This window comes from Sphingobacterium humi, assembly GCF_009768885.1.
Classification (GTDB): Bacteria; Bacteroidota; Bacteroidia; order Sphingobacteriales; family Sphingobacteriaceae; genus Sphingobacterium; species Sphingobacterium humi.
Window position 1 is genome coordinate 83,009 of the sequence record NZ_WSQA01000010.1, and the last position, 24,178, is coordinate 107,186.

General features: G+C 44.6%; 15 protein-coding genes and 1 riboswitch. Of the genes, 6 read left to right on the plus strand and 9 right to left on the minus strand.

Features of this window, described 5'->3' with window-relative positions:
* Positions 1-6 precede the first annotated feature (6 nt).
* Positions 7-1,056 carry a type IX secretion system ring subunit PorN/GldN gene (gene porN, locus GQF63_RS13490; protein WP_160369766.1) on the plus strand — a complete coding sequence of 350 codons (1,050 nt, stop codon included), beginning with the start codon at positions 7-9 and terminating at the stop codon, positions 1,054-1,056.
* A gap of 146 nt (positions 1,057-1,202) precedes the next feature.
* Positions 1,203-2,072, plus strand: a complete 870-nt coding sequence (locus GQF63_RS13495) for a cupin-like domain-containing protein (protein WP_160369767.1) — start codon at positions 1,203-1,205, stop codon at positions 2,070-2,072.
* 44 nt (positions 2,073-2,116) lie between these two features.
* On the opposite strand, the gene GQF63_RS13500 is transcribed toward GQF63_RS13495, so the two are convergent.
* The 6 genes from GQF63_RS13500 to GQF63_RS13525 all read right to left on the minus strand — a co-directional run bounded on the left by GQF63_RS13500 (position 2,117) and on the right by GQF63_RS13525 (position 11,886).
* Positions 2,117-3,046 carry a substrate-binding domain-containing protein gene (locus GQF63_RS13500; protein WP_160369768.1) on the minus strand — a complete coding sequence of 310 codons (930 nt, stop codon included), beginning with the start codon at positions 3,044-3,046 and terminating at the stop codon, positions 2,117-2,119.
* A gap of 1 nt (position 3,047) precedes the next feature.
* Positions 3,048-3,521 carry a DsrE family protein gene (locus GQF63_RS13505; protein WP_160369769.1) on the minus strand — a complete coding sequence of 158 codons (474 nt, stop codon included), beginning with the start codon at positions 3,519-3,521 and terminating at the stop codon, positions 3,048-3,050.
* 4 nt (positions 3,522-3,525) lie between these two features.
* Positions 3,526-4,572: a c-type cytochrome gene (locus tag GQF63_RS13510; RefSeq protein WP_246163534.1), complete on the minus strand. Its 1,047-nt coding sequence runs from the start codon at positions 4,570-4,572 to the stop codon at positions 3,526-3,528.
* A 63-nt stretch (positions 4,573-4,635) separates the two neighbouring features.
* Positions 4,636-5,544, minus strand: coding sequence for a LysR family transcriptional regulator (locus tag GQF63_RS13515; protein ID WP_160369770.1), 909 nt, complete (start codon positions 5,542-5,544; stop codon positions 4,636-4,638).
* A gap of 81 nt (positions 5,545-5,625) precedes the next feature.
* Positions 5,626-8,517, minus strand: coding sequence for a PD-(D/E)XK nuclease family protein (locus tag GQF63_RS13520; protein WP_160369771.1), 2,892 nt, complete (start codon positions 8,515-8,517; stop codon positions 5,626-5,628).
* A 9-nt stretch (positions 8,518-8,526) separates the two neighbouring features.
* The gene (locus tag GQF63_RS13525; RefSeq protein WP_160369772.1) at positions 8,527-11,886 is read right to left on the minus strand and encodes a UvrD-helicase domain-containing protein; all 3,360 of its coding nucleotides are present in this window, start codon (positions 11,884-11,886) and stop codon (positions 8,527-8,529) included.
* Between the two features lie 239 nt (positions 11,887-12,125).
* Between GQF63_RS13525 and GQF63_RS13530 the strand changes: the two genes are divergently transcribed.
* On the plus strand, positions 12,126-12,656 hold the full coding sequence (locus tag GQF63_RS13530; protein WP_160369773.1) for a 30S ribosomal protein S16: 531 nt from the start codon (positions 12,126-12,128) through the stop codon (positions 12,654-12,656).
* A 534-nt stretch (positions 12,657-13,190) separates the two neighbouring features.
* On the opposite strand, the gene GQF63_RS13535 is transcribed toward GQF63_RS13530, so the two are convergent.
* Both GQF63_RS13535 and GQF63_RS13540 read right to left on the minus strand, forming a co-directional pair.
* Positions 13,191-14,918: a RagB/SusD family nutrient uptake outer membrane protein gene (locus GQF63_RS13535; RefSeq protein WP_160369774.1), complete on the minus strand. Its 1,728-nt coding sequence runs from the start codon at positions 14,916-14,918 to the stop codon at positions 13,191-13,193.
* Positions 14,919-14,936: 18 nt separating this feature from the next.
* On the minus strand, positions 14,937-17,975 hold the full coding sequence (locus tag GQF63_RS13540; RefSeq protein WP_160369775.1) for a SusC/RagA family TonB-linked outer membrane protein: 3,039 nt from the start codon (positions 17,973-17,975) through the stop codon (positions 14,937-14,939).
* An 800-nt stretch (positions 17,976-18,775) separates the two neighbouring features.
* Here GQF63_RS13540 and rimM point away from each other — a divergent pair.
* Both rimM and metF read left to right on the plus strand, forming a co-directional pair.
* Entirely contained in the window at positions 18,776-19,303 is a 528-nt protein-coding gene (gene rimM / locus GQF63_RS13545) for a ribosome maturation factor RimM (protein WP_160369776.1), read from the plus strand.
* Between the two features lie 80 nt (positions 19,304-19,383).
* Positions 19,384-19,484: riboswitch (SAM riboswitch) on the plus strand.
* A gap of 45 nt (positions 19,485-19,529) precedes the next feature.
* A complete protein-coding gene (gene metF / locus GQF63_RS13550) occupies positions 19,530-20,486 on the plus strand; it encodes a methylenetetrahydrofolate reductase [NAD(P)H] (RefSeq protein ID WP_160369777.1) in 957 nt (318 codons plus the stop codon).
* Positions 20,487-21,001: 515 nt separating this feature from the next.
* On the opposite strand, the gene GQF63_RS13555 is transcribed toward metF, so the two are convergent.
* The gene (locus GQF63_RS13555) at positions 21,002-21,580 is read right to left on the minus strand and encodes a thioredoxin family protein (protein WP_160369778.1); all 579 of its coding nucleotides are present in this window, start codon (positions 21,578-21,580) and stop codon (positions 21,002-21,004) included.
* Between the two features lie 271 nt (positions 21,581-21,851).
* Here GQF63_RS13555 and dnaK point away from each other — a divergent pair, with 271 nt between their 5' ends.
* Positions 21,852-23,768 (plus strand): molecular chaperone DnaK, encoded by a 1,917-nt coding sequence (gene dnaK, locus GQF63_RS13560; protein WP_160369779.1) that lies wholly within the window; start codon positions 21,852-21,854, stop codon positions 23,766-23,768.
* Positions 23,769-24,178: the final 410 nt, after the last annotated feature.

Consider the following 24,178-nt stretch of genomic DNA (forward strand, 5'->3'; position numbering starts at 1 on the left):
TTTGACATGAAAAAATTACTAATAGCGGCAGCAGTTTTGGTTTCCTTGCAGGCGAAAGCCCAGCAAGAAAACCTGAACAATAGCATTGACCCCGTGGCAGTGGATACCCTGCCGCCTGTGGATGGGTATGTGGTGAAATCGGATTTTGAAAACAGGAAAGTCGTGCCTTATGCCAATATCCGCCAAACAGATATTGCCTTCAGTAAACGGGTATGGCGCGAAATGGACTTGCGGGAAAAGATGAACCAAGCCTTTGCTTCTCCAAAGTCTAGCCTGATCAATATTTTATTGGAAGCCATACAAGAAGGTAAACTGCGGGCCTACGACCCGACACCAACCAAGGATGACCCCAATGGTGATTCCTTTAAAACCCGCTTAGCACCCGACCAGGTGATGGCGCGTTTTGGTGGAGACTCCATATTGGTAGAAGAATTTAACGAGAATAACGAGGTTATTGGTTCAAGCTATCAGCAACGTGACTTCGATGCTACGCAAGTGGTGAAATTTCGGATTAAAGAAGATTGGATTTTCGATAAACAACGCTCGGTATTTGAAGCGCGTATTGTAGGGATTGCACCTTTGATTACGCCACAGATTCCAGGCGCTACGGATATGCCGATTATTCCGGGCGATGCAGCGGCACCGGCTGCCGGAAATACAGGGGCTGATCCGTTTGATCCATTTGCGGTGCCAGCGCAGAATACGCAAGAGACCACCACAAATGATGCGCCTCCTGCTGATGCGGCTTTACCGCCGGTAACTAGCGATGCCTTTGTTCCGCAAATCGATGCCACACCGGCCTTCTGGGTATACTTTCCGGAAGCGCGCCATGTCTTGGTGAACAAGGAGGTAATGAACCGCCATAACGACGCTACAGGCTTAAGTTATGACGATATCTTTATCAAACGCATGTTTTCCAGCTATATCGTAAAACAATCGAACCCGGAAGACTTACGGATTAAGGATTACCTTTCCGATGATATGGATCGTTTGTTTGAATCGGAAAGAATCAAAAAAACTTTGATGGACTACGAGCAAGATCTCTGGTCTTACTAAAAAACTGATAATCATCATTTTTTACTAAAATATTTCTACATAATTTGCCATAGAATCGCGATAAAAAAGTAAGCTGCGATGATTTGGGAATATTTATTGTAGAAATATTTTTTTTATGTTTGTACAAACACATAAACGGTAATCTTGTGAAATTAAAACCTGTTAATAGTATCTCTGGGATTGCTCCGAACGACTTTATCAAAGATTATTTGAATAAAGGTCAACCGGTCATCATCAAGGACTTTGTCAGCAAAGACAGCCCTTGTTGGACCAAATGGAGCTACGACTATTTCAAGGAAATAGCGGGTAATGAGCAAATCGATATTTACGGACGTGAGGAAGAGTCGCAGAACCATGCTGCGAGCCCTCCTGTTGGCCGTATGAGCTTTGGGGAGTACTTGGATACCATTAGCAAGGAACCGACGGAATTGCGCCTGTTTTTATTCAATTTGATGAAATTGAGACCGGAGTTAAAGAAGGATGTCATCTTTAACGATGTGACAGGAGGTAAGGTGTTGCAATGGCTGCCCTACATGTTCTTCGGAGGTGAAGGTTCGGCTACAAGAAACCACTTCGATATCGATATGTCGCATGTGTTTATCACGCAGTTTCAAGGAAAGAAAAGGATCTGGTTGTTTCCAAACGATCAGTCGGACTTGATGTATAAATTGCCTTATAACTTCCATAGCATTGCCAACTTGAAGAAAAGCAGCGTGCAGGAATATCCGGGATTGGAATTTCTGGATGGTTATGAAGCCTTGATCGGGCCGGGTGAAACCTTGTATATGCCGGCAGGCTGGTGGCATTATATTCAATACGAAACGGAAGGTTATTCCATTTCGGTTCGGGCTTTGGCCAATTCCTTCTCGGAGAAGTTGAAAGGGGCGAGAAACTTATTTGTGACCCGCCATTTTGATGATACCATGCGGAAGATTTTTAAGGACAAATGGTTCGATTATAAAATTAAGACAGCAAAGACCAGGGCGAACAAAGCCATGAAAAAGTATAAAAAATAAAAGGAGCGTTTATCGCTCCTTTTTCTTTTGTTTATACCGCCGGTTTAAGGCGTATCAAATCCGTATTTTTTATAGATGGCCTTAGCTTCTTTGGACTGCATAAAGGCCAGGAAATCGGCCGCAGCTTGTGGCCTTGGTGCATTTTTAAGGCTGGCAATCTGGTAATGTGCTTTCACATTATCCTGATCGGGAATGGGAACCTCATCTACCGGATGTTTTAACATCTTTTGAAAGACAACCTCCGATGCCCATACCGGTGCCGCATCGGCCTGTTCGTAAAGAATGCGCATCGGGCTTTCGCGGTGGTGGATCTTGGTGAGGTAGGTGCTACCTTCTTTTACCTTGGTTTCCATAATCTGTTTTTCCAGGGCTTTTCCCCCAAGCTTATTGTATACCGATACAATCTGATTGCCTACGCCTTCCCAGGCAGGGTTCGGCATTGCAACACGCAGATCTTTCTTACCCAGGTCCTTGATGCTTTTTACCTGTTTGGGGTTGCCCTTGGGCACCATAATGGTCAGTTTGTTATAGGCATAGGTGTCGATCTTGCTGAAATGCTGTTGCATGCTGTTGATACGGTTTTTTCCAGCGGCATACACATCGGGTTTATGCGTAATACGCATGTTGCCAATGGTGATGGATCCACCTTCAATCTGCTTGGCCAGGATACCCGGCGGCAGGGTTTCCACGAAAATACGCTCGTATTCGGGGTGCTGCACTTTAAAGGCATCCAGCAATTCTGGAATACACATAAACTGATTGCCGGCAAAGAAGATCACCAACTGCGGGTCTACGATATCGCCATACAGGTCGGGGATGTTGTCGATCCCCGGAATGGTAAAGTTGACGGCCGACTCGGGCGATTTGTTCCAAGGCGGATCATAACGATGCTCTTGGGCATTAACGGGATTACTCATACTTAAAAAACCTAATACCGTGAGGCTGGCGAGCCCTAATATGCTGTTTTGTATCATCTTAAGGTTTTACTATAGTCCAACCTTCAGCTGATCGAATCACCAACTCTCCATTGCCACTCGGTACATATCCTATAAAAGGAAACAACTGATCTTTAGTAAGGTTTCGCTCTTGTAAGGAGTTGTTGCATTGGGCAACCCGTACACCCTTAAAAATTAAGTCTTTAATGGCCTCTTCGAAAGGCGAGGTTTTTAGCAGAGCCTCGGTACCGCCTGAAAAAGTGATAAGTTCTACTTCCAGCTTACCCTTTAAACGGGGGTCGTTCAGTACATTATTGATGTTTCGGATGGCCTTCTTAATGATATCCGGGTTATTGCTGTCTAACTGATAGATGACTTTGTAAAGTTCTTTGTGCGCCTGGGCGCCGGCATATTCTGCGTTTTTTTTGAGCATAGCGTCTTGATTTGATTTACTTTGAGCATGTAGGGAGATGCCGAGTAATAAAGAGCATCCCAACAATATGAATTTTCTCATGTACTTAAAAATTAAATGGTCCGTATTTATGTTGTGTTAATGATAAATTGTCTGCAAAGGGTGGATAAGCGGCATCCTTTGGCTTTAAGGCCAAGTCGGGGTAATCCTTATCCTTATGTGGTTTTTCGGGTCTTTCAAAGGAATTAATGTAAGCAGCCACATCAAAGGCTTCTTCATCACTGAGCACCGGCTCCTGCGGCGATATGCCTAAGGGCATGTTGCCCTTGATAAATTTGGCGGCCGTAAGCACCCGAGCCATTCCGGCCCCATCGTTGAAGGAGTCGGCACCCCATAATGGTGGATAAACATATCCTTCCGCCGGATTGTTTGCGACTTTCGCTAATCCTAGGCCGTTTTCCTGATGGCAGCTGACACATTGCTTCCGAAAAACAATAGCACCTTGGTTCAGGTCGGCTTTCCGATCGGGCGCCTTAAACTTCACAAAACCTTGCCCCTCAATGCGGCTTCCGATTTTTACGTCTTTACTGATGTGCTTGATATAGCTTATCATCGCCAACATCTCCTTGCTGTCTACCGGTAGCTTCTTGCCGTTCATGCTACGTTCAAAGCAGCCGTTAATGCGTTCTTCTAGGGTGGCCACCTTGCCTTCGCGGCCACTGAATATCGGGAATACAGCACTTAAGCCTACATAAGGTGCGGCATAGGCTTTGGTGCCGGCATTTAAATGGCAACTGCCACAGGCCAAGCGATTGCCGGTATAAACGGCATTGGCTTTATTGTCGGGGCCGAGGTATTTATAGGTTTCTTTAATCAATTGTTCGCCGTAGGCGGCCATCTTACCCTCTTCGGTATCCGGATAGGGAGCGAGTGTAAAATCGTCTACATGCTGTAAAAAGGAGGCAGCGCTGCTGTCTGCAGCTTTTGTAGGGTCATTTGCAGATTTGGCATGACTGAACCCGGAATTGATAAATGGAAATAAAAAGGTAAATAGAATCAACAGGACGAAAAGTAGCCCCATGACTTTCGCCATAGCGCTAAGCCTCTTCACCTCCGCTAGCAATTTATGGGTTGAATTTGTGTGATTTTCCATGGAGGCAAACTTAAGGCTCCCGGAAGAGTTGCTAAAACGATATTAGGTTATAGGCTATAACTTTTAGTTATCGAAAGCGCCGAGCTCCCCCTGTAAAAAGCGAAGGAACTGCTTAGGAAGCCCCGATATTTCGCCATGCAGATGCACCAGGTAGAGGTGCCGTTCCATATGGATGTCGGGAATCTCGACCTCCCGGATGCTCTTGTTCTCCAGTTCTTTGATGACGGCATGTTTGGAAAGGATGCCTATGCTGTCTTTATATTGTATGTATTGCTTAATAGACTCTGAGCTAGACATTTCGACGTTGTTGTTGAGGGATTTCGCCTCAATGCCGATGGCCTTGAAATGTTGAAATACAATATCGTTGGTGCCCGAGCCATGCTCCCGAAAGATAAACTCCTGATGACGTAAATCATCTAAACAGATCTCCGCCTTTTTGAATATCGGATGGCTGGAGCGGGCAATAAAGATCAATTGATCGTCCAGGATTTTGCTGTATTTTAAGGACTGATCTTCGGCGAGACCTTCCACAAATCCTAAGGCAATCTTCTGCTCAAATAACCATTTTGTTACATGGGCAGTATTGCCGTTGAACAGCTTTATGTTCACCAAAGGGTTCTGCTCGGTGAACTTTGCAATAATTTTGGGTAAGAGGTATTGGGCAATGGTGGTGCTGGCACCAATGACCAGGTTGCCCCGAAGCTGGTTGTTCAGCAAGCCAAGCTTATAATCGAGTTTCTCGTATTCCTTACTGATAATAGCGGCGGCATCCATCAGGGTTCGGCCAGCTTCGGTAAGCTGCAAGCGATTGCCGTTGCGTAAGAACAGCGCATGGCCGATAATGCTCTCCAACTCCTGAATATGCTTGGACACAGCCGGCTGGCTGATGAAAAGCTCGCGAGAGGTTTTGGTAAAGCTTAAGCTTTGCGCGGCATGAAAAAAGACCTTGATTCTAAAGTTTACTTCCAGCATGGTAATGGGGTAGCTTGATAAAGCAATAGGCCGCCGGTACTGGCGGCTTGCTATTTCCGGTAAATATAAACATTCCTGCCCTTACTCTTCCTCTGCGGCAGACTCTTTCAGGCTGTATTTATAAAATAAGGTGTATGGATCGGAGGGATAGACCTCCGCTTCCGGATTATGCTTGAATGGCACCGCACGATTGAATAATTCCTCTAAAGTTTGGCGCAAGAAGGCCACAAAAGCTTCCTTCTGTTCTTGTAAAGTCTGATCGCTCAGTACGATAGCTCCATTGTTGCTTCGGAATAAGGTGCCGTCTTCGCGCATCCGACGGGCCACATATAGATGGGGCTCAAGCTGGGTTAATCCGCTTACCTGCTCATAGACATAGGCATAGAATAGGGTTTGAACGAGGGCTTTATTTTCCGTATTGGGGGCAAAGACATGCTCCATACCACGGAAAGTTACGGCATCACTTCCGGTTTTGTAATCGACAATCCGGACCTTGGTTTGGCCATCCTTGGTCAATACCTCATCTACACGGTCGATAATTCCGTAAAGTGTTACAGTTTCAATCTTGCCATCGATGCTGATGGGGAAGTCTAAGGTGTAATCTTCATCGTTCTCCAACTCGACAATGCGGATAGCCTGATACTGGTCGATGTCATATTGCAGGTACATCTTGACGTATTCGCTGGCAATCTTGTGCATAATGCGCTGCAAGCTGTTGAGGTCTTCCAATCGGGATAGCTCGGTTTGGTATTCCCGACCGATCTGTTTGATCACAACCTGATCTACCCATTGCAGCTTATCTTTCAATTGCTCCGTCGGTACGAAATCTTTGATGTCTTTCAAGGGGCTCAGTAGTTCTTCCATGCTTTCGTGAATCACTGTCCCTAATTTGTTCATCTCGAATTCTTGACTGATGGAAGGCGGTTCCTTGATGTCAGCAACGTATTTCAGGAAGAACTGCAACGGCGATTGCAGGTAACTGGTGAAGGCGGAAGCGGAAATACGCTTGCCATATTGAATATAACTGCTGTAGAGTTTATGCCAAACGGCATCTGTTTTTTCGATGATCAGTTCTTCGGCTTGGGCAGGAAACTCCAAGGGTTGCTGCTGCACATGATGAATAAACTTGAACTGTGTTTCGAAAGCCAGCTGCTTGATAAAGCGACTTTCTTCCCCTGTGCTGCTTTCGGTGACTACCCCATTATAGAATAGCTGGATATCGCTGCTGTATTGAAAATGCCGATAGAATAGGTAGGCCGATAGGGCATCTTGATTTTCCAAGACCGGCAATCCGTAGGCCTTGCGCAGGTTGTTGGGTAAGAAGGTAGGGGAGTTGGAGGTTTTCGGTAAAATACCCTCATTCGCACCTAAAATATAAACTTGGTCAAAATTTAAACAACGGCTTTCTAATAGCCCCATAATCTGTAATCCTTTCAAGGGATCTCCCTCAATGGCCGCATTGATGGGGGAGATGGTTTTCCGGATTAACCCGATCTGAAAACCTATGCTTAGGTCGCCAAGGTTGTTAAATCCCAGCTGCAATTGATGCAATACTTTTTTGGTCTCGATTAATAAGTTTGATTCGATCTGTTTAATGCGTTCCTGATCGGCCATAGATAGCAATAAGGTATCGATCATGGCAATCAGTGTGGGCAATACTTGATTCGAAGCCGACAAAGGCCGGAAGAAATGCGGTAATACCGACGTGCTGACATCGATATCGCTTAGGACAATCTCGAACAGCTGCTTTTCCGCCGATTCCTTCTGGATTTGCTGCTTCTGCTCCTTCTTGATCTTACTCATCGGATGGGTAAGATAGCTTTCCAGCAGCTGGTAAGGGATCTTTTCCTTCTTCTGCTGGGCAATCAGGATTTGGATATTCATCCACAGATCCAGGAGCCCGAAGATAGGCGATTGCATCAGGGGATAGCCCGTGGTGATGTTGACCTCATGGCTTGGTAAGCTTTGAAGCAAGGACACCAGCAGACTCTCATCGGCTAAGAGGATAGCTGCAGACTTAGCTGGATCTTGTTGCTGCTGCAAAAGATCGTACAAGAGCTTGGTTTCGCTAATCTTCCCTAAGCTTTGGTAGCAATGTACTTCCGTGTCGCGGTTGGCAAGGATAGCAGGAGCCTCACCCAGGGCGTTGATAAGTCCGGTTTGGAACAAGTTGCGACGGATAAATAGTCCGGCCTCTTGCATCTTATCATCGAGGTAATGGGCATCTGCATCGAAGTAGAAGAGGGCCTTGCCTTCCTCTTGCCATTGCCTGAACAGCTGGGCTTCCGCACGGTTTAATGCATTGAACCCAACGAAGAGTATTTGTTTATAAGGTTGCAGGAAGTCGGGCTGCTCGGCACTGCCTTCCGCAAGTTCTCGATAGATTGTAGGGTAATTGGTTTGTCCTTCGGCCTTCATCTTGGCCTTGAAAGCCCGGTATAAGTTGGACAGACGCCGCCAAAGGCGTAAGAATCTTTTCTGCACGGCAGTGTGACCCTGCATGCTGAAGGACTCCCAGAATTGTCGGATAAAGCTTTGCTGCTCCGGCGTAAAATGCTGAAATGCTAGGTCGATTTCTGTGCTATCCGACAGTTCCATAAAGACTTGATCTATCGGGACAAGCTCATAATCCAACTGGCTGAAGTCGCTAAGGATAATCTCGGCAATCGGGTAAAACTCCTCTAAGCTTTCCGGATCTAGACCTTCCTGCTGCAGCATCTCATTGTGAAGCTGGAACAGGTAGAAGAACTGACTGATAGCCGAGGCCTGCACCTGCGAGCTCGATTGCCCCAGAAAGTCTTGTATGGTATAAAACTGCGGCGACCAAATGGCCTGCTGATACACATCGACAAGATGCTTCTTCAAATAGGTGATGGGTCTTTTATTGTTGAAAACGATGGCGATGTCACTGAGGTTTTTGCCGAAACGTTGTTGTATATCTTCTGCTACGAAGCGTAGGAATGGTTTATTCATTGATTATCCTTAAATAACTTCCACTAATTCTTTTGATTTGGCGTAATACAGGTAGCCCCGTACTTGCTGATAGCCTACGTTTTGAATGGCCTTCATGTACTTATCCACCTGCGCCTTATGCCCGATATAATCGCCTTGGGTAAACTTAAAATCCAATACGATAGTTTCGGCAGCACTGGTGAAAACCTTATCCGGTCGGATGGTTTCCCCTTCCGCAGTGATGATGCTAGCCTCGTTCCAGATCTTAAAGTCGCCGTTTAGCCATTGGTTGATCTGCGGATGATGCCAAATCTCATGGATTTCCTGCAGCAAACTATCCCTATCTTCTACCGGAAGAATACCTAGCTGAATATAGCTTTCCACCTGATGGTCGATGTCTTCTTCCTTGCTGGCTTCCGATACGATTTCATGCGCAAGTACACCATACTGCGCGGCTTTCTCCAGCAACAGGATGTTGTTGATGCTTCTAGAACTCGTCTGATCCAGCTCCTTCTCCAATACATTTGATATCGGATAATGCTGCAAGGCAATAGCAGCCTCTTGGCTAGGAAGCCCTGTATCTGCTGACATATCGATTATCTCCTGGATAACAACCTGATTGTTCTCCATCTTAAATTGCGATGTCGCCTGGTCTAACACTTGCCATAGGATATCAGAAATGTATTCATTCTTGATTTCATAGCCTAGTATTTCCCCGGTTTTCTTATCTACAGCTTCCTTAAACTGCGGAGCAGTGATATACAAGTGTTGCTTTGCACGCGTGTTGGCCACATAAAAGGTGTTTAAAGCATCCATGTAATTAAATAGCATTTCCTCAAAATACTGCTGGTAGAAAATGGAATTCCCAAGGTTCTTATTATACTTTACCGGTATTTTACCTAGCTCACTAAACGGACTATCCACTACATCGATCCAGAAGTCGGATCTAGCTTGCCCATCCAAATTCCAGGAGCAAAACGGCAGCATCACCACATCGTAGGCTAATCCTTTGGACTTATGGATGGTTGTCACTTCAATAGCGTCTATCTTACCATTGCTCGGAAGGACGGCCTTTTCGCCATCTTCCTGCCAATAGTCAAGGAACTGAATTAGCCCCCGTTCGCCGGAAGCCGAAAACTGCGTTATTAAATCTTTAAAAGCGAGCAGATAGGGCAGATGCTGTGCATGTGCCGCTTGCAGGCCATATATTTCAATCAGCTTTTCGCTAAGCTGAAGGAGAGGCATCTTTTGCAAAGACTCCCAGGTTTCCACAAGAGCGTTTGGCAAGAGTCCAGCTAACTCCTCTAAGTTGTTGTTCTTAAACTTTAACCAATATTCTTGCGGAAAGGAGGATTTCCCTTGTACCAATTGGTATAGGTAGGCCATATTCGCCAATTGGATGACATGTTTATCCGATTGATACACCAATGCTTTCATGGTTTCAATCATTAATAGAATCGCGTGATTGGAGATCAAGGTCAGCGCATCTCCGGATATTACTTCGAAGTTTATATGCTGCTTATTTTTGTAGTCCATCAGTTCCTGGATGATTAAGCGGGCTTGCGCATTACTGCGCACCAGAATACCAATCTGCGCCGGTTTATAGCGCCCGGAGGCTATCCAGTCCCCAATTTTATGGCATAACGCTTCAATGGAAGCATCTTCCACCTTCTTGCTACGCCAGCTGCCGTTCTCTACCGGGAGGAAGTTGATCTCAATAGAGCCCTGCGGGGCATCAGCACGCTGCAGGTGAGCTGGTAATTCCTGTTGGCTATCGGCATAAGCTTTAATCAGCATTTGATCATTACCCGTTCTGCTCCACCAATTTCTTCCTTCCTCATTTAGGTTTTCCAGCACCTTTTCATTCAGCACCTCTTGCAGTAGAGGAGGGATGCTGGCAAACAGGTAATTGTTCAGTTTAATTAAGTTGGGTAAGGAACGATAGTTGGTCAATAGATTCCCTTGTTCAATAAACTCTTCTACCTGCTGCGGGGCTAAGTGAAAGGATTGGGAAACTTGCTGCTCTACCTGTTGCAGCAAGATGCGCCAGTCGCCATTTCGCCAGCGGTAGATACTCTGCTTAACATCGCCTACCACGAGGTGCTCATTCAGCTTTCCTTCGGCATTGGCCAAAGCATTCAGCAGTAAAGGGCTATAGTTTTTCCATTGGATACGGGAAGTATCCTGAAACTCATCGAATAAAAAGTAATTATAACGGTTGCCGATCTTTTCCCAGATGAAGGTAGGGTCGTTGTTTTCATCCAGGCCGAGTTTATTTAATAAGATCTGGGCGTCGGATATCAATTGGGAGGCATTCTCTTTCCGCCAAAGACTAAGCAAATCGCTCATTTCTTTGAGGAGGCGCAGGAAGTATAAGTTCCCTTCCACAGCCTGATAAGCAATAAAGGTAGGGAAGAGGATATACAGCTCGTGGAGGCTTTGCAGGGCAGGGGCTAACCCAATCTGTAAATCATAGCGCACTTCTTTTTGCTGATCGGTAAAGGCTTCATCATTATCGAGTAGCACCAGGAATCGATCAAACAGCTTTTGCAGATCGGTAACCGAGGCTTTCGCCAAGTTCACATCCACCTTACTGGCACTTACCAACTTATTACGCGACCTGCCTTTCATATCGGCCTCATCAAGACCCAAACTACGGCAAGTTTCTTTAAAGTTGGTAATCGCTTGTCCAAAGGCTTCTAAAAATGCTTTAGACTTATCTGATATCTCCTGTTGAAGTAAGTTGAATACGCGGTTGCTATCAGCACTGAGGAGGTAGGCATCAAACTCTTGGAAGTTTTCCGAGAAGATCAGGCCCGCCAAGCTCATCAGTTGCTGGCGATAATTCCAGTTCTCATTATTGGCAATTTTCTGCTCCGCATAGCCGATTATCCATTCCAGTAGCTCAGGCTTTTCATCCAGCAGCTGATTCAGCATTACCGTCAGGTCTTTCTTCACCTTATTGGTATTCATCTCGATGGCGTATGCGGCATCTAGATTCAGCTCATAGGTAAAGCTGCGGATCACCTTTTGCGAGAAGCCGTCGATGGTGCTCACTGAGAAGTGGCTGTAATCGTGCAGAATGCGACGGTATACCTGTCGGGCTTTCTCTTGCAGGCGTATCGCATCGCCCTGGTTGGCCTGCTGCAATAAGATTTGCCGATAGCTGTCAATCCCCTTGCTTTGGTCATTTATGGCCAAGCCATGCAGCACCGTCAGGATGCGTTCTTTCATCTCTGCGGTAGCTTTATTGGTAAACGTAACGGCGAGGATTTCCCGGTAGTTACTTTCCTTGGCCAGGAGTAAACTCAGGTAATGTACGGTCAGGCTGAAGGTTTTACCTGAGCCGGCCGAGGCCTTCACGATTTTTAAAGGAGCTTTTCTGGACATACAATCAATGCGGATTATGGTCTATGAATATCGCTAATATCGCCTTAATCCTAAAATTAAATCCTAAATAAGCTTAGTGCTTGCTGCACAGGGATAAGGCTAGGCTATTTTTGCTGTCTTGCGGTACGCAACAAACTTTTGATATTTAGCTTTTTACTAATAAAAATACTTTGTATCTTTGCGTCCCCTCCTGCATGAAGCACGGGGGATATGTTGAATACATAAAATTAAATTAAAACATGGCAACTAAAATCAGATTGCAGAGACACGGTAAAAAAGGAAAACCTTTTTACCATGTAGTAGTAGCAGATGCACGTGCTCCACGTGATGGTAAATTCATCGAGCGTATCGGTTCTTACAACCCAAATACGAACCCAGCGACTATCATTTTAGATTTCGACAAGGCGTTAGACTGGATGAACAATGGTGCACAACCTACTGACACCGCTCGCGCTATCCTTTCTTACAAAGGTGTTCTTTACAAAAAACACTTACAAGGTGGTGTGAAAAAAGGTGCTTTCGACGAAGCTAAAGCTGACGAGTTATTCGCTAACTGGTTAGAAGGTAAAGATGCGCAAATCGAAGGTAAAAAATCAGGCTTAGCAAAATCTAAAGAAGAAGTTAAGAAAGCTGCTTTAGCTGCTGAGGCTAAGAAAAAAGAAGACAAAGCTGCTGCTATCGCTGCGAAAAACACGCCAGCAGAAGAAGCTCCTGCAGAGGAAGAAGCTGCTGAAGAAGCTGCAGAAAACACAGAAGAAACTGAAGGATAATTTCCCTCAGCAATTCTTAAGAAAAAGGGAGAAACCAATTTGGTTTCTCCCTTTTTTTAGATGTGAGATATGAGATTTGAGATGTGAGAGCAGGGCGGGTATCGTATTGTCATCCTGAACTGTCATGCTGTTGTTATCGTGAGCTGTCATTCTGAACTGTCATCCTGAGCGGAGTCGAAGGACTGGTACGTCAGTGCAATCATAAGCAATACCTGAGACACTTATTAACACGATGTTAGAAAGTGTTTTAGTCGCAATTGAATGTATTGGTGTACCAATCGTTCGTCCTTCGACTCCGCTCAGGATGACAGTTCAGGATGACAGTTCAGGATGACAGTTCATGATTACAGCGAAGGATGACAGTTCAGGATGACAGCTCACGATGACAGTACGGGAAAAACGCAGGACAAACTCTCCAAAACCGTCCAGTCTAAAAAAAGAATGGAGGTACAATCGCTGCACCTCCAAACTAACAAGTTACTAATTTTTACCCTTCAAAATTCTCACATCTCATATCTCATATCTCACATCTATCTATTGCGTTGGGTTCTGCGTAAGCACTCCAGGATAGGAGTTAATAGCAGATTGAGGTATGTAATAAACCACGCGATAATCAGTTGCCGGGATCACGACCTTTTGGTCTTGTGGGCCTGGGTAATCGCGGCTTAGCGACTCGCCGTTACGGAAAACATCGTAGCTGCGTTCTGCTTGGAAGGCTAATTCCAACTGACGTTCTTTATCGATAAGTACGCTGGCATTTGCTGCGGTTAAGCTGCTGTATCCGGCATTCTCGATTGCACGTGTGCGGATTTTATTTAAGTCGGCTAAGGCTTCTGTATATTTACCGAGTTTAGCATTTGCTTCAGCACGGTTCAAGTAAATCTCGCCAAGGCGGGAAATAACCGGTGAGTGTAAATGCGAGTTCTCCCCCTCTTTCGAGGCTTTGGTAATGTAGAACTGCGGGTAGGCACGGTTTAGGGCGATGTAGTAATCGATCATCCCTATGTAGGTTCTACCATCTTTATGTTTAAAGCTGTATACGCCTTGGGCAGCATTCACCGGGGTAAGGGTATAATTATCTACCACTTCCGAATCTCCAACCTTGGTTACCTCTTTGGCAATTACCGTCGATCCATTGCGGCTAATGGTATTTTGCATGTAGTTTTTCGAGGTTTCGCTGTCCTGTTTAATGTAGCGAAAAACTTCCGTATACTTCTTCGTTTTCTCGTCTAGCACGTAGGTAGGCTCAATAAATGCTGCACGTGCATCCACCAGGCGGTAGCTGTCTGGCCGCCAGTCGTTTCTGCCGGTTTCATTCAGCAGGTCGATGTACTTGGCGCTGGCATACATTTCACCCCAACCTTGACCGCCGATGTTCGCATACATACCACCTACACCGTAGTAATGATCACTTCCTGAAAACTCCGATGCCAAGCGCTTCACCGCGAAGATGGTCTCTTTGTTGTTCTCTGGTGTATAGGTATTGTAGCGCATAAAGTCGGCGCGACCCAATAGCACATAATTTCCCGAGTTAATTACCTTATCCGCATAGTCCGCAGCAAGTTTTGCATATTGCGCGTTCGGGTTTTTGTAGGTTCCGCTCATGTATAAGTAAACTCTGGAAAGGAGGGCTTGTGCCGCCTCTTTGCTGGCATAGATATTTCCTTTTTTCAAGGTCAATAAAGTTTCTGCTTTCTGCAAATCGGCAACAATTTGCTCATACGTCGCTTTTACAGTTGCACGATCGGGGAAGTTTAACTCGCCAAGCGGATTCTCTGGCGTTCCATTTACAATAGGCACTCCTAAGTTTGTTTCCGGGCTTTGTGCATAAGGTCTTCCGTAGGCACGTACTAAGTAGAAGTACATCATGCCACGAATGAAATAACACTCGCCCAATTGATTGTCCACATCTACACTTTCGCCCTCTTTCAAGAATTTCATGGCGTTAGACGATTGCGCGATAGCCTTGTAGCTGGCATCCCAGAATGTACCCAAACGACCATTATTAGGTGTTCTAGAGAATGAAATAAACTCGTAGAACGAGTCTGTGGAAGCCCCGCGAATCATGATGTTGTCGCCAGCGTATTCACCAGCACGGTGCATCGGATCCGACCATGCTTTTAACTGGGCATAGGCACCCGTAATTAATGCCTGCGGATTTTGCTCCACGGCATCTGTATCCATCGAACCTTTAGGCAAACGTTCCAGTTCACAAGAACTAAACAATGCCGTTGCCGATAATAGAAATAATATTTTTTTCATAACAGTAAATCCCCTCAATTAAAATGTAACATTTAAGCCAAACATGAACTTCCTTGTTGCCGGATAAACCGATGGTACTGCTGTTTCCATCAGTCTTCCATTATCCGGGTTAATCGTTGCTTCCGGATCAACACCAGAATAGTTCGTGATGGTAAACAAGTTCTCCGCCGACACAAATAACCGTACGTTATTCAAGTAGTATTGTGGCAATTTTAAGTTATAACCTAAGGCTAAAGAGCGTAGACGTAAGTAGTCATTGCTTTCTAGGTAACGGGTAGAGGCTTTGTTTCCGTTGTCTTTGTTGCCATATCTTGCAACAGGGTGTGTTGCCACATCACCAGGTTTTTCCCAACGGCTCCAACCATCCATTAACTTCATTTGGTTTCTATCAGTATAGGTACCATCGGCATCAATTTCCTGACGTGCATAGTTATATTTCTGACCGCCAATAGAGAAGCCAAAGTTGGCATTCAGGTCGAAGTTTTTATAGGCGAGGGAAGTCCCGAAGCCACCGAATAAATCCGGAGCTGCTTTGCCTACGCGTTGGTAACTTGCGGCAGCGTAATTTTCAGTCGTTGAATTACCCGTAACATTGCCATCAGCATCTTTATCCAGTTTATACCACATTGGCTTTCCTGTATCGCTGTTTACACCTGCCCACTCAATTAAATAATAGGAATCTACCGGTGCGCCAATTTCCAACAGACGTTGGGCAGAACCAGCAATATTCGAGTTATCGCCCGCAATAATAGGTTTTGAAATCAATTCACCGTTCTGTAGGGTTTTGTAAAGATCGGTTAACTTGTTTTTGTTATGGCCTAAGCTCAGGTCCATACTCCACAGCAAGTCTTCATTTTTAATGATATCGCCACCTACGGTTAATTCATAGCCGCGGTTATTCATTTTACCAACGTTTCTCCAAATGGAGGTTACCCCGATTAGGCCAGTAACCGGAACTTGGAACAATACATTGTCGGTATTTTTATCGTAGTAATCGGCGCTAACACGTAAACGATTATTAAAGAACGCCGCATCAATACCCACACCAGCAGTATAGGTGTTTTCCCATTTCAAACCTGGGTTACCGATTTGGTTTAATAAAGCACCCGGTACACCATTATAGCCAGAGGCATTGCTAATGGAATAGAGGTCATATTGCGGATAAAGGGAAGTTGGTTTATTACCTACGGAACCATAGGCTGCACGTAGTTTCAAGCTGTTCACTTTAGATACATCGAACCAAGCCTCGTTATGAATGTTCCAGCCTCCACTCACCGAGAAGAAGTTACCATATTTTACGTCGTCCCCGAAGTTCGAAGCACCGTCTCTACGGAAGGAAACCTGCGCTAAATAACGGTTGTCATAGGCGTAGTTCATGTTGGTTAGGTACGATTGGGTAGCCCATTCGGTAAGCGAGCCTTTAGTGCGCTCTGGTTTCGATACCACATCTAATACTTCGTATCCAGGGATAAATCCTGTGCCGTAGACATCGACTATTTTTTCGCCGAAGTCATTGAATTCATAGGCAACAATACCATTGAAAGCATGTTTATCCCAAGTTTTGTTGAAGCGTAAAATCTGGTTGGTATACCTGCGGTTATTTTCCAAACGGTATTCAGATAAGCGACCCAGTACACTTTGGCCATCGTTGGAACGTGGATCGGTATAGCCAGATCTGGAGAACAGGTTTGTACGGTAGCTATTGATGGAAGAGAAGGTCAACCAATCGGTCAGGCGTACATCGAAATCGAAATTACCCATCAACTCGTAGTTGCTTTCGTTGGTATGGTTCCATTGCAAATCATACAGGTAGTTCGTGCTGGCATTGTTCACCCAGCCGCTGTAGCGGTGCGGCACCAAATTGCCATCAGCATCGTAAGGGCTGTCCCAAGGTAAGTTAGTAACCATGGCTGTCGTCGAGTATTGACTGTCGTCGGTACCACGGCGCGCACCTACTATCGAGGGTTTAATAGTCAACCATTCGAAAGGTTTATACACGGTATTCAAACGCACGTTGTAGCGATCGTATTCAAAGCCTTTTACGGCACCCAATTCATTATAATAGCCTAAGGATAGGTAAGATTGTAAGGTTTCATTACCACCTTGTAGAGCAATATTATGGTTTTGGGTGAAGCCTTTGCGCGTTGCTAAGTTCCACCAATCGAAGTCTGAATTTCTTAAATCCGGACTCCATCTAGGGAATTTAATATCGGCCGCATTGGAGAAAGAGGAGTAGTAATCGTATAACTCCGCGCCGTTCATCATTTGCAGATTTCCGGTGGTCAAGTCGTTAAATCCTAATTTCGCGGAGTAGGAGAGTTGCATTTTTTGTGCACGCGGTGCTTTTGTTGTCACCACCACTACACCATTGGCTCCTTGCGAACCATAGATAGATGTGGATGCCGCATCTTTTAATACCGTTAGGTTTGCGATATCATCCGGGTTAAGGTCGCCAGGACTATAACCTACAATCACCCCGTCGATAACCCATAGCGGGCTGGTTACTCCGTTCACGGAAGCTTGACCGCGGATTACTACACCACCACGTGTGCCCGGTCTTCCTGTTCCTGGTGCTACATAAACCCCGGCAGCTTTACCGTTCAACATGTTTTCCACCGATGGGGTCGTCACATCGCGTAATTTTTGGCCACTTACGTTCTGTAGTGCGCCGGTTAAGCTTTCTTTTTTCTGTTGGATACCATAACCAACCACCACCACTTCATCCAAAGAATTCACAGATTCTTCTAGGTTAATGGTCATGCTGGCGGCGTCAATTTTACGTTCTACCTTTTCATAACCTACAGCTGAGATAATGAGGGTTTGGCCAATTTGCGCCTGGATACTGAACTTCCCATCGGCGTCGGTAGAGGATGCAAGTTTGGCATCTTCCTTAATGCTGATGGTTACACCACTTAATGGGCCTTTGGCTCCAATGATGGTCCCCGTAATTTGTTCTTGGAATGCGGAAGCATGAATCGTTGGCGTCGGGGAAGACGCGGCATGCAAGCCATGAGGTTGGAGCAGTGCTAGAGTCAAGACCGATGTAAGGGGATACATGGTTTTGACTATAAACGCTCTTGAAAATCGTTTTTTGTACATAATCAATCAATTTAGTTACAGTATCACGTTGGTTACCATAATTTAGTAATGTGCAACAATATTATGTTTTTGTAAACTCTTTAGTTAATGGTTTTAGCACTCAAACGTTTGCGCATTTTTAAGCAAACGTTTGCATAAGCAACTATGTGTAATTAGATATGAGATGTGAGATGTGAGAGCTGGGCGGGAATAGGGGGGGAAGGAAGGTAGCGTATATTTGTCATTAGGGGGGATTGTCATCGTGCTGTCATCGTGAGGGGGTAAAATGTTTGCAAAATTTATTGGAAGGTGATGACATGAAGTGGCATTGCTTGTTAAGCTTTGCTAGTAAACTGCGGCACGCTTTGCTGGTAAACTGCGGCACGCTTTGTTCATCGTTGTGGCCAGGGTTGTCATGGTGAGCGGAGTCGAACCATTGGTACGTCAATGCAAACCACAATGCATAACCACTTTACTTACAGTGTTTTGCAGAAACATGTCATTGGTAGCGGAGTCGAACGACTGGTACGTCAATACGGGTAATACACTTCAATAAGCATTAAAATGATGACTTAATCAAATATTAATGTAAAAGGTTTTTAATAAAACTGTTAGGTGTGTTTTGATTGCACTGACGTACCAGTCGTTCGTGGTTCGACTCCGCTCACCATGACAAATTAATGACAAAACGATGGCAGCACGCATCCACGCTCTCACATCTCATATCTCAAATCTCATATCTCCCACCACATATCACTTCTTTTTTCTATTTTTGCCCCATGACAAAAGAACAGTGTTTTTATATCGGTTACATTAGTAAAACCAGAGGCTTAAAAGGTGAAGTTCAACTTTTCTTTGAGTTTGAAGATTATATGGAGCTTGATTTTGATGTGTTGTTCTTGGAAGTCAATAAGAAATTAGTGCCTTATTTTGTCGATCAGCTCAAGATGCAGAATAACAGCACGGCCTATGCTTTTTTTGAAGATATAGACCATATCGATAAGGCGCAACCTTTATTGCGCAAGCAGATGTACCTTCCTTTAGATCACATGCCGGAGCGCGATCCGGATGATTTTCGTTACAGCGATTTAATCGGCTACATCGCTATCGATGAAACCGAAGGGGAGCTTGGCAAGATTACTCAGGTGCAGGAAATGCCGCAGCAATTTATTGCCACGGTATTGATGGAAGAGACCGAAGTGATGTTTCCGTTGAACGAAAGCTTTATTGTAGGCATTGATCCGGAGGAGAAAGTGGTCGTTTTAAACTTGCCGGAAGGGCTTATTGATATGTACTTCGAGCAATAGTTTGTCGTACAAATTCCATATTCGCTACATTTTTATCCTTTTCATTTTGAAATCTACCCGCTGTTTTCGATATTAGCCCTCGCTTATAGAGAAAGGCAGAGGGACTAGACCCGCTGAAGCCTTAGCAACCTGACGCTGTTCAAGGTGCTACATTCTACCTCCATTTGGGGAAAGATAAGCTTAAAACCAGGTACCGCTGTGTTTTCTCTAAGCCTAAAATAATGTTATGAAAATCGTAGACCACATTAAGAACGCGAAGGGGAAACCCCTATATTCCTTTGAACTATTACCCCCTAATAAAGGACAAGGTATACAGAGTATCTTTCGAACCATGGACGAGTTAATGGAATTTAAACCGCCATTTATCGATGTTACCTATCACCGGGAAGATTATCTATATAAGCAACATGCCAATGGCTTGCTGGAGCGTGTATCCTACAGAAAGCGCCCAGGTACGGTAGCCATCTGTGCCGCTATTATGAGTAAGTATAAGGTGGATGCGGTGCCGCATCTTATTTGTGGGGGCTTCACCAAAGAGGAGACCGAAAACGCCCTGATCGACTTAAACTTCCTGGGAATTGATAATGTATTGGTGCTCCGTGGGGATGCCCGCAAAGGGGATTCTGATTTTATCCCTACCGTAGGCGGACATTCCTATGCCACGGAACTGCTGGAGCAGGTGGTGGATATGAACCACGGCCGATACTTACACGAGGACATCGAGAGTTCCGAGAAAACAAACTTCTGTATCGGGGTAGCAGGCTATCCGGAGAAGCATTTCGAAGCACCCAACTTCAATACCGATTTCAAATGGTTGAAGAAAAAGGTAGAAATGGGCGCGGAGTTTATCGTAACGCAGATGTTTTTCAATGTAGAAAAATACAAGGAGTTCGTGAATAAATGTCGCGAGAATGATATCCATGTGCCTATTATCCCGGGCTTAAAACCCTTAACCAGCAAAAACCAATTAATTACGCTACCACGTATTTTCCACTTAGATATTCCAGAAGATCTGAGCGATGCCGTTGAAGCGTGTAAAACCAATGCCGATGTGCGCCAAGTAGGCGAGGAGTGGTTGGTGCAGCAATGTAAAGAGCTAATCGATTTCGGTGCGCCGGTATTGCATTTTTATACGATGAGTAACCCAGGCCCAACCAAGAAAATTGTAGAAAAGCTGGTGTAAGGAAAGGTAATTGATATAGGAAAGCTGTAATTTTTTACGGCTTTTTTTATTGCTTTGTTATTGTTTTGCCCTCCTTTTTTCGTCGTTTTGTCGTCGTTTTGTCATGGTAAGCGGAGTCGAACCACGAACAACTGGTACGTCAGTATAAGTAGTACGCTTCAATAAGCATTAAGATGATGACATGCTTTCACAAACTATTATTAATAAGCGTTTTAGGCAATGCTGATTGCACTGACGTACCAGTCGTTCGTGGTTCGACTCCGCTCACCATGACATCACATCTTTATACAAACTACGAAGATCATCTAAGTCACCCCCTTTCCACTTCCCTTTCACTCCCCTTTCTCACCCGTATCAATCCCCTTTGCACTGGGCTTAGAAAGGGGAAAGCAAAGAACCTGCATCGCTTCAAAAAAGCTGTAAATTGAAAGCATTTCTAATCCAAAGCGATTTATCTTATAAAAAAAATTCCCCGACCTCATCAGTCGGGGAATTACAGATTTATATTGTATTGCTTACGCTTGTTCCGGAGCGATATATTCTTCCAGTAAGCCTTGCAGCTCTACCTGAATGGCAGCGCCTTTATCTTCGTTATACCAACGTTGAATATCTTCTTTAATGTCTGCGAACGCTTTTCCTTCAGCCTTCATGGTCTCGAATAAGGCTTGCAGCACGGCAGGGCGTGGGCCCCATACTACTTTGTCATGACCCACATCGTTGCGGATAATCAACTTTGGAATAGATTTACCACCATTCGTTAGGTATTCGTCAATTAAGAAGGGTTCTGTATCGCGCAATTGTATATCCAGGTCGATATGTGGATTATCTTTTACGATTTTATAGATCTGTGCTACAGAGTGGGCCGCATCGCCACACCAAGGCTCCGTAATAACAATCCAATGTTGATCATCTTTGATTCGTTGAATGCATGCTTTCATGTCTTCCGAGGGCTCAAATCTTTTTAGCCATCTGTTCATTCTCGACCAATTTAACTTGGTGTAATTTAAATATTCAGCATCATTCTGGTAGACCTCGTGTTTTTCAGTGTTTTCTAAAATATCCTCGAAGTACCTCAGGTATTCGTCAAAGTTCATGTTGGGATTATTAATTTCCTCAAAAATACAGAATATTAAATGAATTTGGAAAAAACCTGCACTTGTGAAAGTCAACGCGGCAGATTATGAAGTCGAGATGACCGAATTTTCATGTCGTAAACGGTGGTAAAATGACATATTGTCACAGAACCATGACAATAGCAGGTCGAAATAGCCGATTTATCGGAGGAAAAGGGTAAAACAATCCTTTGGCATAAGCGTTGATGGATATAGAGAAATTAACAAGTAAATAAGAAAACACAATAAAGATATGTCAAAAATTATAGGAATCGACTTAGGAACTACCAACTCATGTGTTGCTGTAATGGAAGGTAACGAACCGGTAGTTATTGCAAACAATGAAGGGAAACGTACTACGCCTTCTATTGTAGCATTTGTAGATGGTGGTGAGCGTAAAGTTGGTGACCCTGCAAAGCGTCAAGCGATCACAAACCCGCATAAAACGGTATATTCCATTAAACGTTTTATGGGTACCTCATACAGTGAGGCTGAAAAAGAAATGACACACATCCCTTACAAGGTTGTGAAAGGCGACAACAATACACCACGTGTAGAAATTGACGACCGTAAATATACGCCACAAGAAATCTCAGCTATGATTCTTCAGAAAATGAAGAAAACGGCAGAAGACTACTTGGGCCAAGAAGTATCTCGTGCCGTAATTACAGTTCCGGCATACTTTAACGACGCACAGCGTCAAGCAACAAAAGAAGCTGGTGAAATTGCCGGTTTAAAAGTGGAACGTATCATCAACGAGCCTACAGCTGCGGCTTTAGCCTATGGCTTAGACAAAGCGAATAAGGACATGAAAATTGTTGTATTCGACTGTGGTGGTGGTACACATGACGTTTCCGTATTGGAATTAGGTGATGGTGTATTCGAAGTAAAATCAACCGATGGTGATACACACTTAGGTGGTGATGACTTTGATAACGCAATTATCAACTGGTTAGCGGATGAGTTTGCTGATGAAAACAATGGCTTCGACTTGAAGAAAGATGCCATGGCCTTGCAACGTTTGAAAGAAGCTGCTGAGAAAGCAAAAATCGAATTATCAAGCACTTCATCAACAGAAATTAACTTACCATATATCACGGCTGATGCTACAGGACCGAAACACTTGGTTCGTACCTTATCACGTGCAAAATTCGAAAGCTTAGTTGCTCCATTGGTAGAGCGTACAATTGAGCCTTGCCGTACCGCTTTGAAAAACGCTGGTTTCAGCACGGCTGATATCGACGAAATTATCTTAGTAGGTGGTTCTACACGTATCCCTGCGATTCAGGATGCCGTTAAGAAATTCTTCGGTAAAGATCCTTCAAAAGGTGTTAACCCGGATGAGGTAGTAGCTTTAGGTGCTGCCATCCAAGGTGGTGTATTAACTGGTGAGGTAAAAGACGTATTATTATTAGACGTAACTCCACTTTCATTAGGTATTGAAACTATGGGTGGTGTGATGACTAAATTGATTGAAGCCAACACGACAATCCCTACCCGTAAATCGGAGGTATTCTCTACTGCTTCAGACAATCAGCCATCGGTAGAAATCCACGTATTACAAGGTGAACGCCCTATGGCTGCTCAAAACCGTACCTTAGGTCGTTTCCAATTAACGGATATCCCTCCGGCTCCACGTGGAATTCCACAAATTGAAGTGGTATTCGACATCGATGCCAACGGTATCATTAAAGTATCGGCTATCGATAAAGCGACTGGTAAAGAGCAAAACATCCGTATTGAAGCTTCTTCCGGATTATCAGAAGAAGAAGTAAAACGCATGAAAGAAGAAGCCGAAGCAAACGCGGAAGCCGACAAAAAAGTAAAAGAAGAAGTTGAGAAATTAAATGGCGCAGACGCCCTTATTTTCTCTACGGAGAAACAACTGAAAGAATATGGCGAAAAAATCTCCGCAGATAAAAAAGCACCAATTGAAGCTGGTTTAGAGAAATTGAAAGCCGCTCATGCTGCGAAAAACTTCGCCGATATCGAAACAGCATCTACCGAGTTGCAAAATGCTTGGAATGCTGCTTCCGAAGAAATGTATGCTGCTTCGCAACAAGGAGCAGGACAGCAAAACCCACAAGGCGATGCTGGTCAAGCGAACCAAGGTGGAAACCAAGGCGGCGCAGACGACGTACAAGACGTAGACTTCGAAGAAGTGAAGTAAGCTGGAGCTAACAAAAAAAAGTCCCCTGATTCGAAAGAATCAGGGGACTTTTTTTTGTTAGCTAGTAGGCCATGTTGGACGTATTGTCATCGTGCTATCATCGTGTTGTCATTGCGTTTTTGTCATCGTGAGCGGAGTCGAACGACTGGTACGTCATTGCAATCAATGTGTAATACGCTTATTGCCAATAATTTAAAAAGAAATATCATTGACAATCTGTCGAGTGCTTTTATTGTACCTGTACTGACGTACCAGTCGTTCGACTCCGCTCACGATGACAAAAACGCAATGACAAGGCGATGGCAGCACGATGGCAGGGCGATGATAAAGCGTGTCGCTGTTCCCTAAATTGATAAAATATGTTAAATAGTAACCCATGGCTTATTACTGCTTTAATAAATTTATGATAT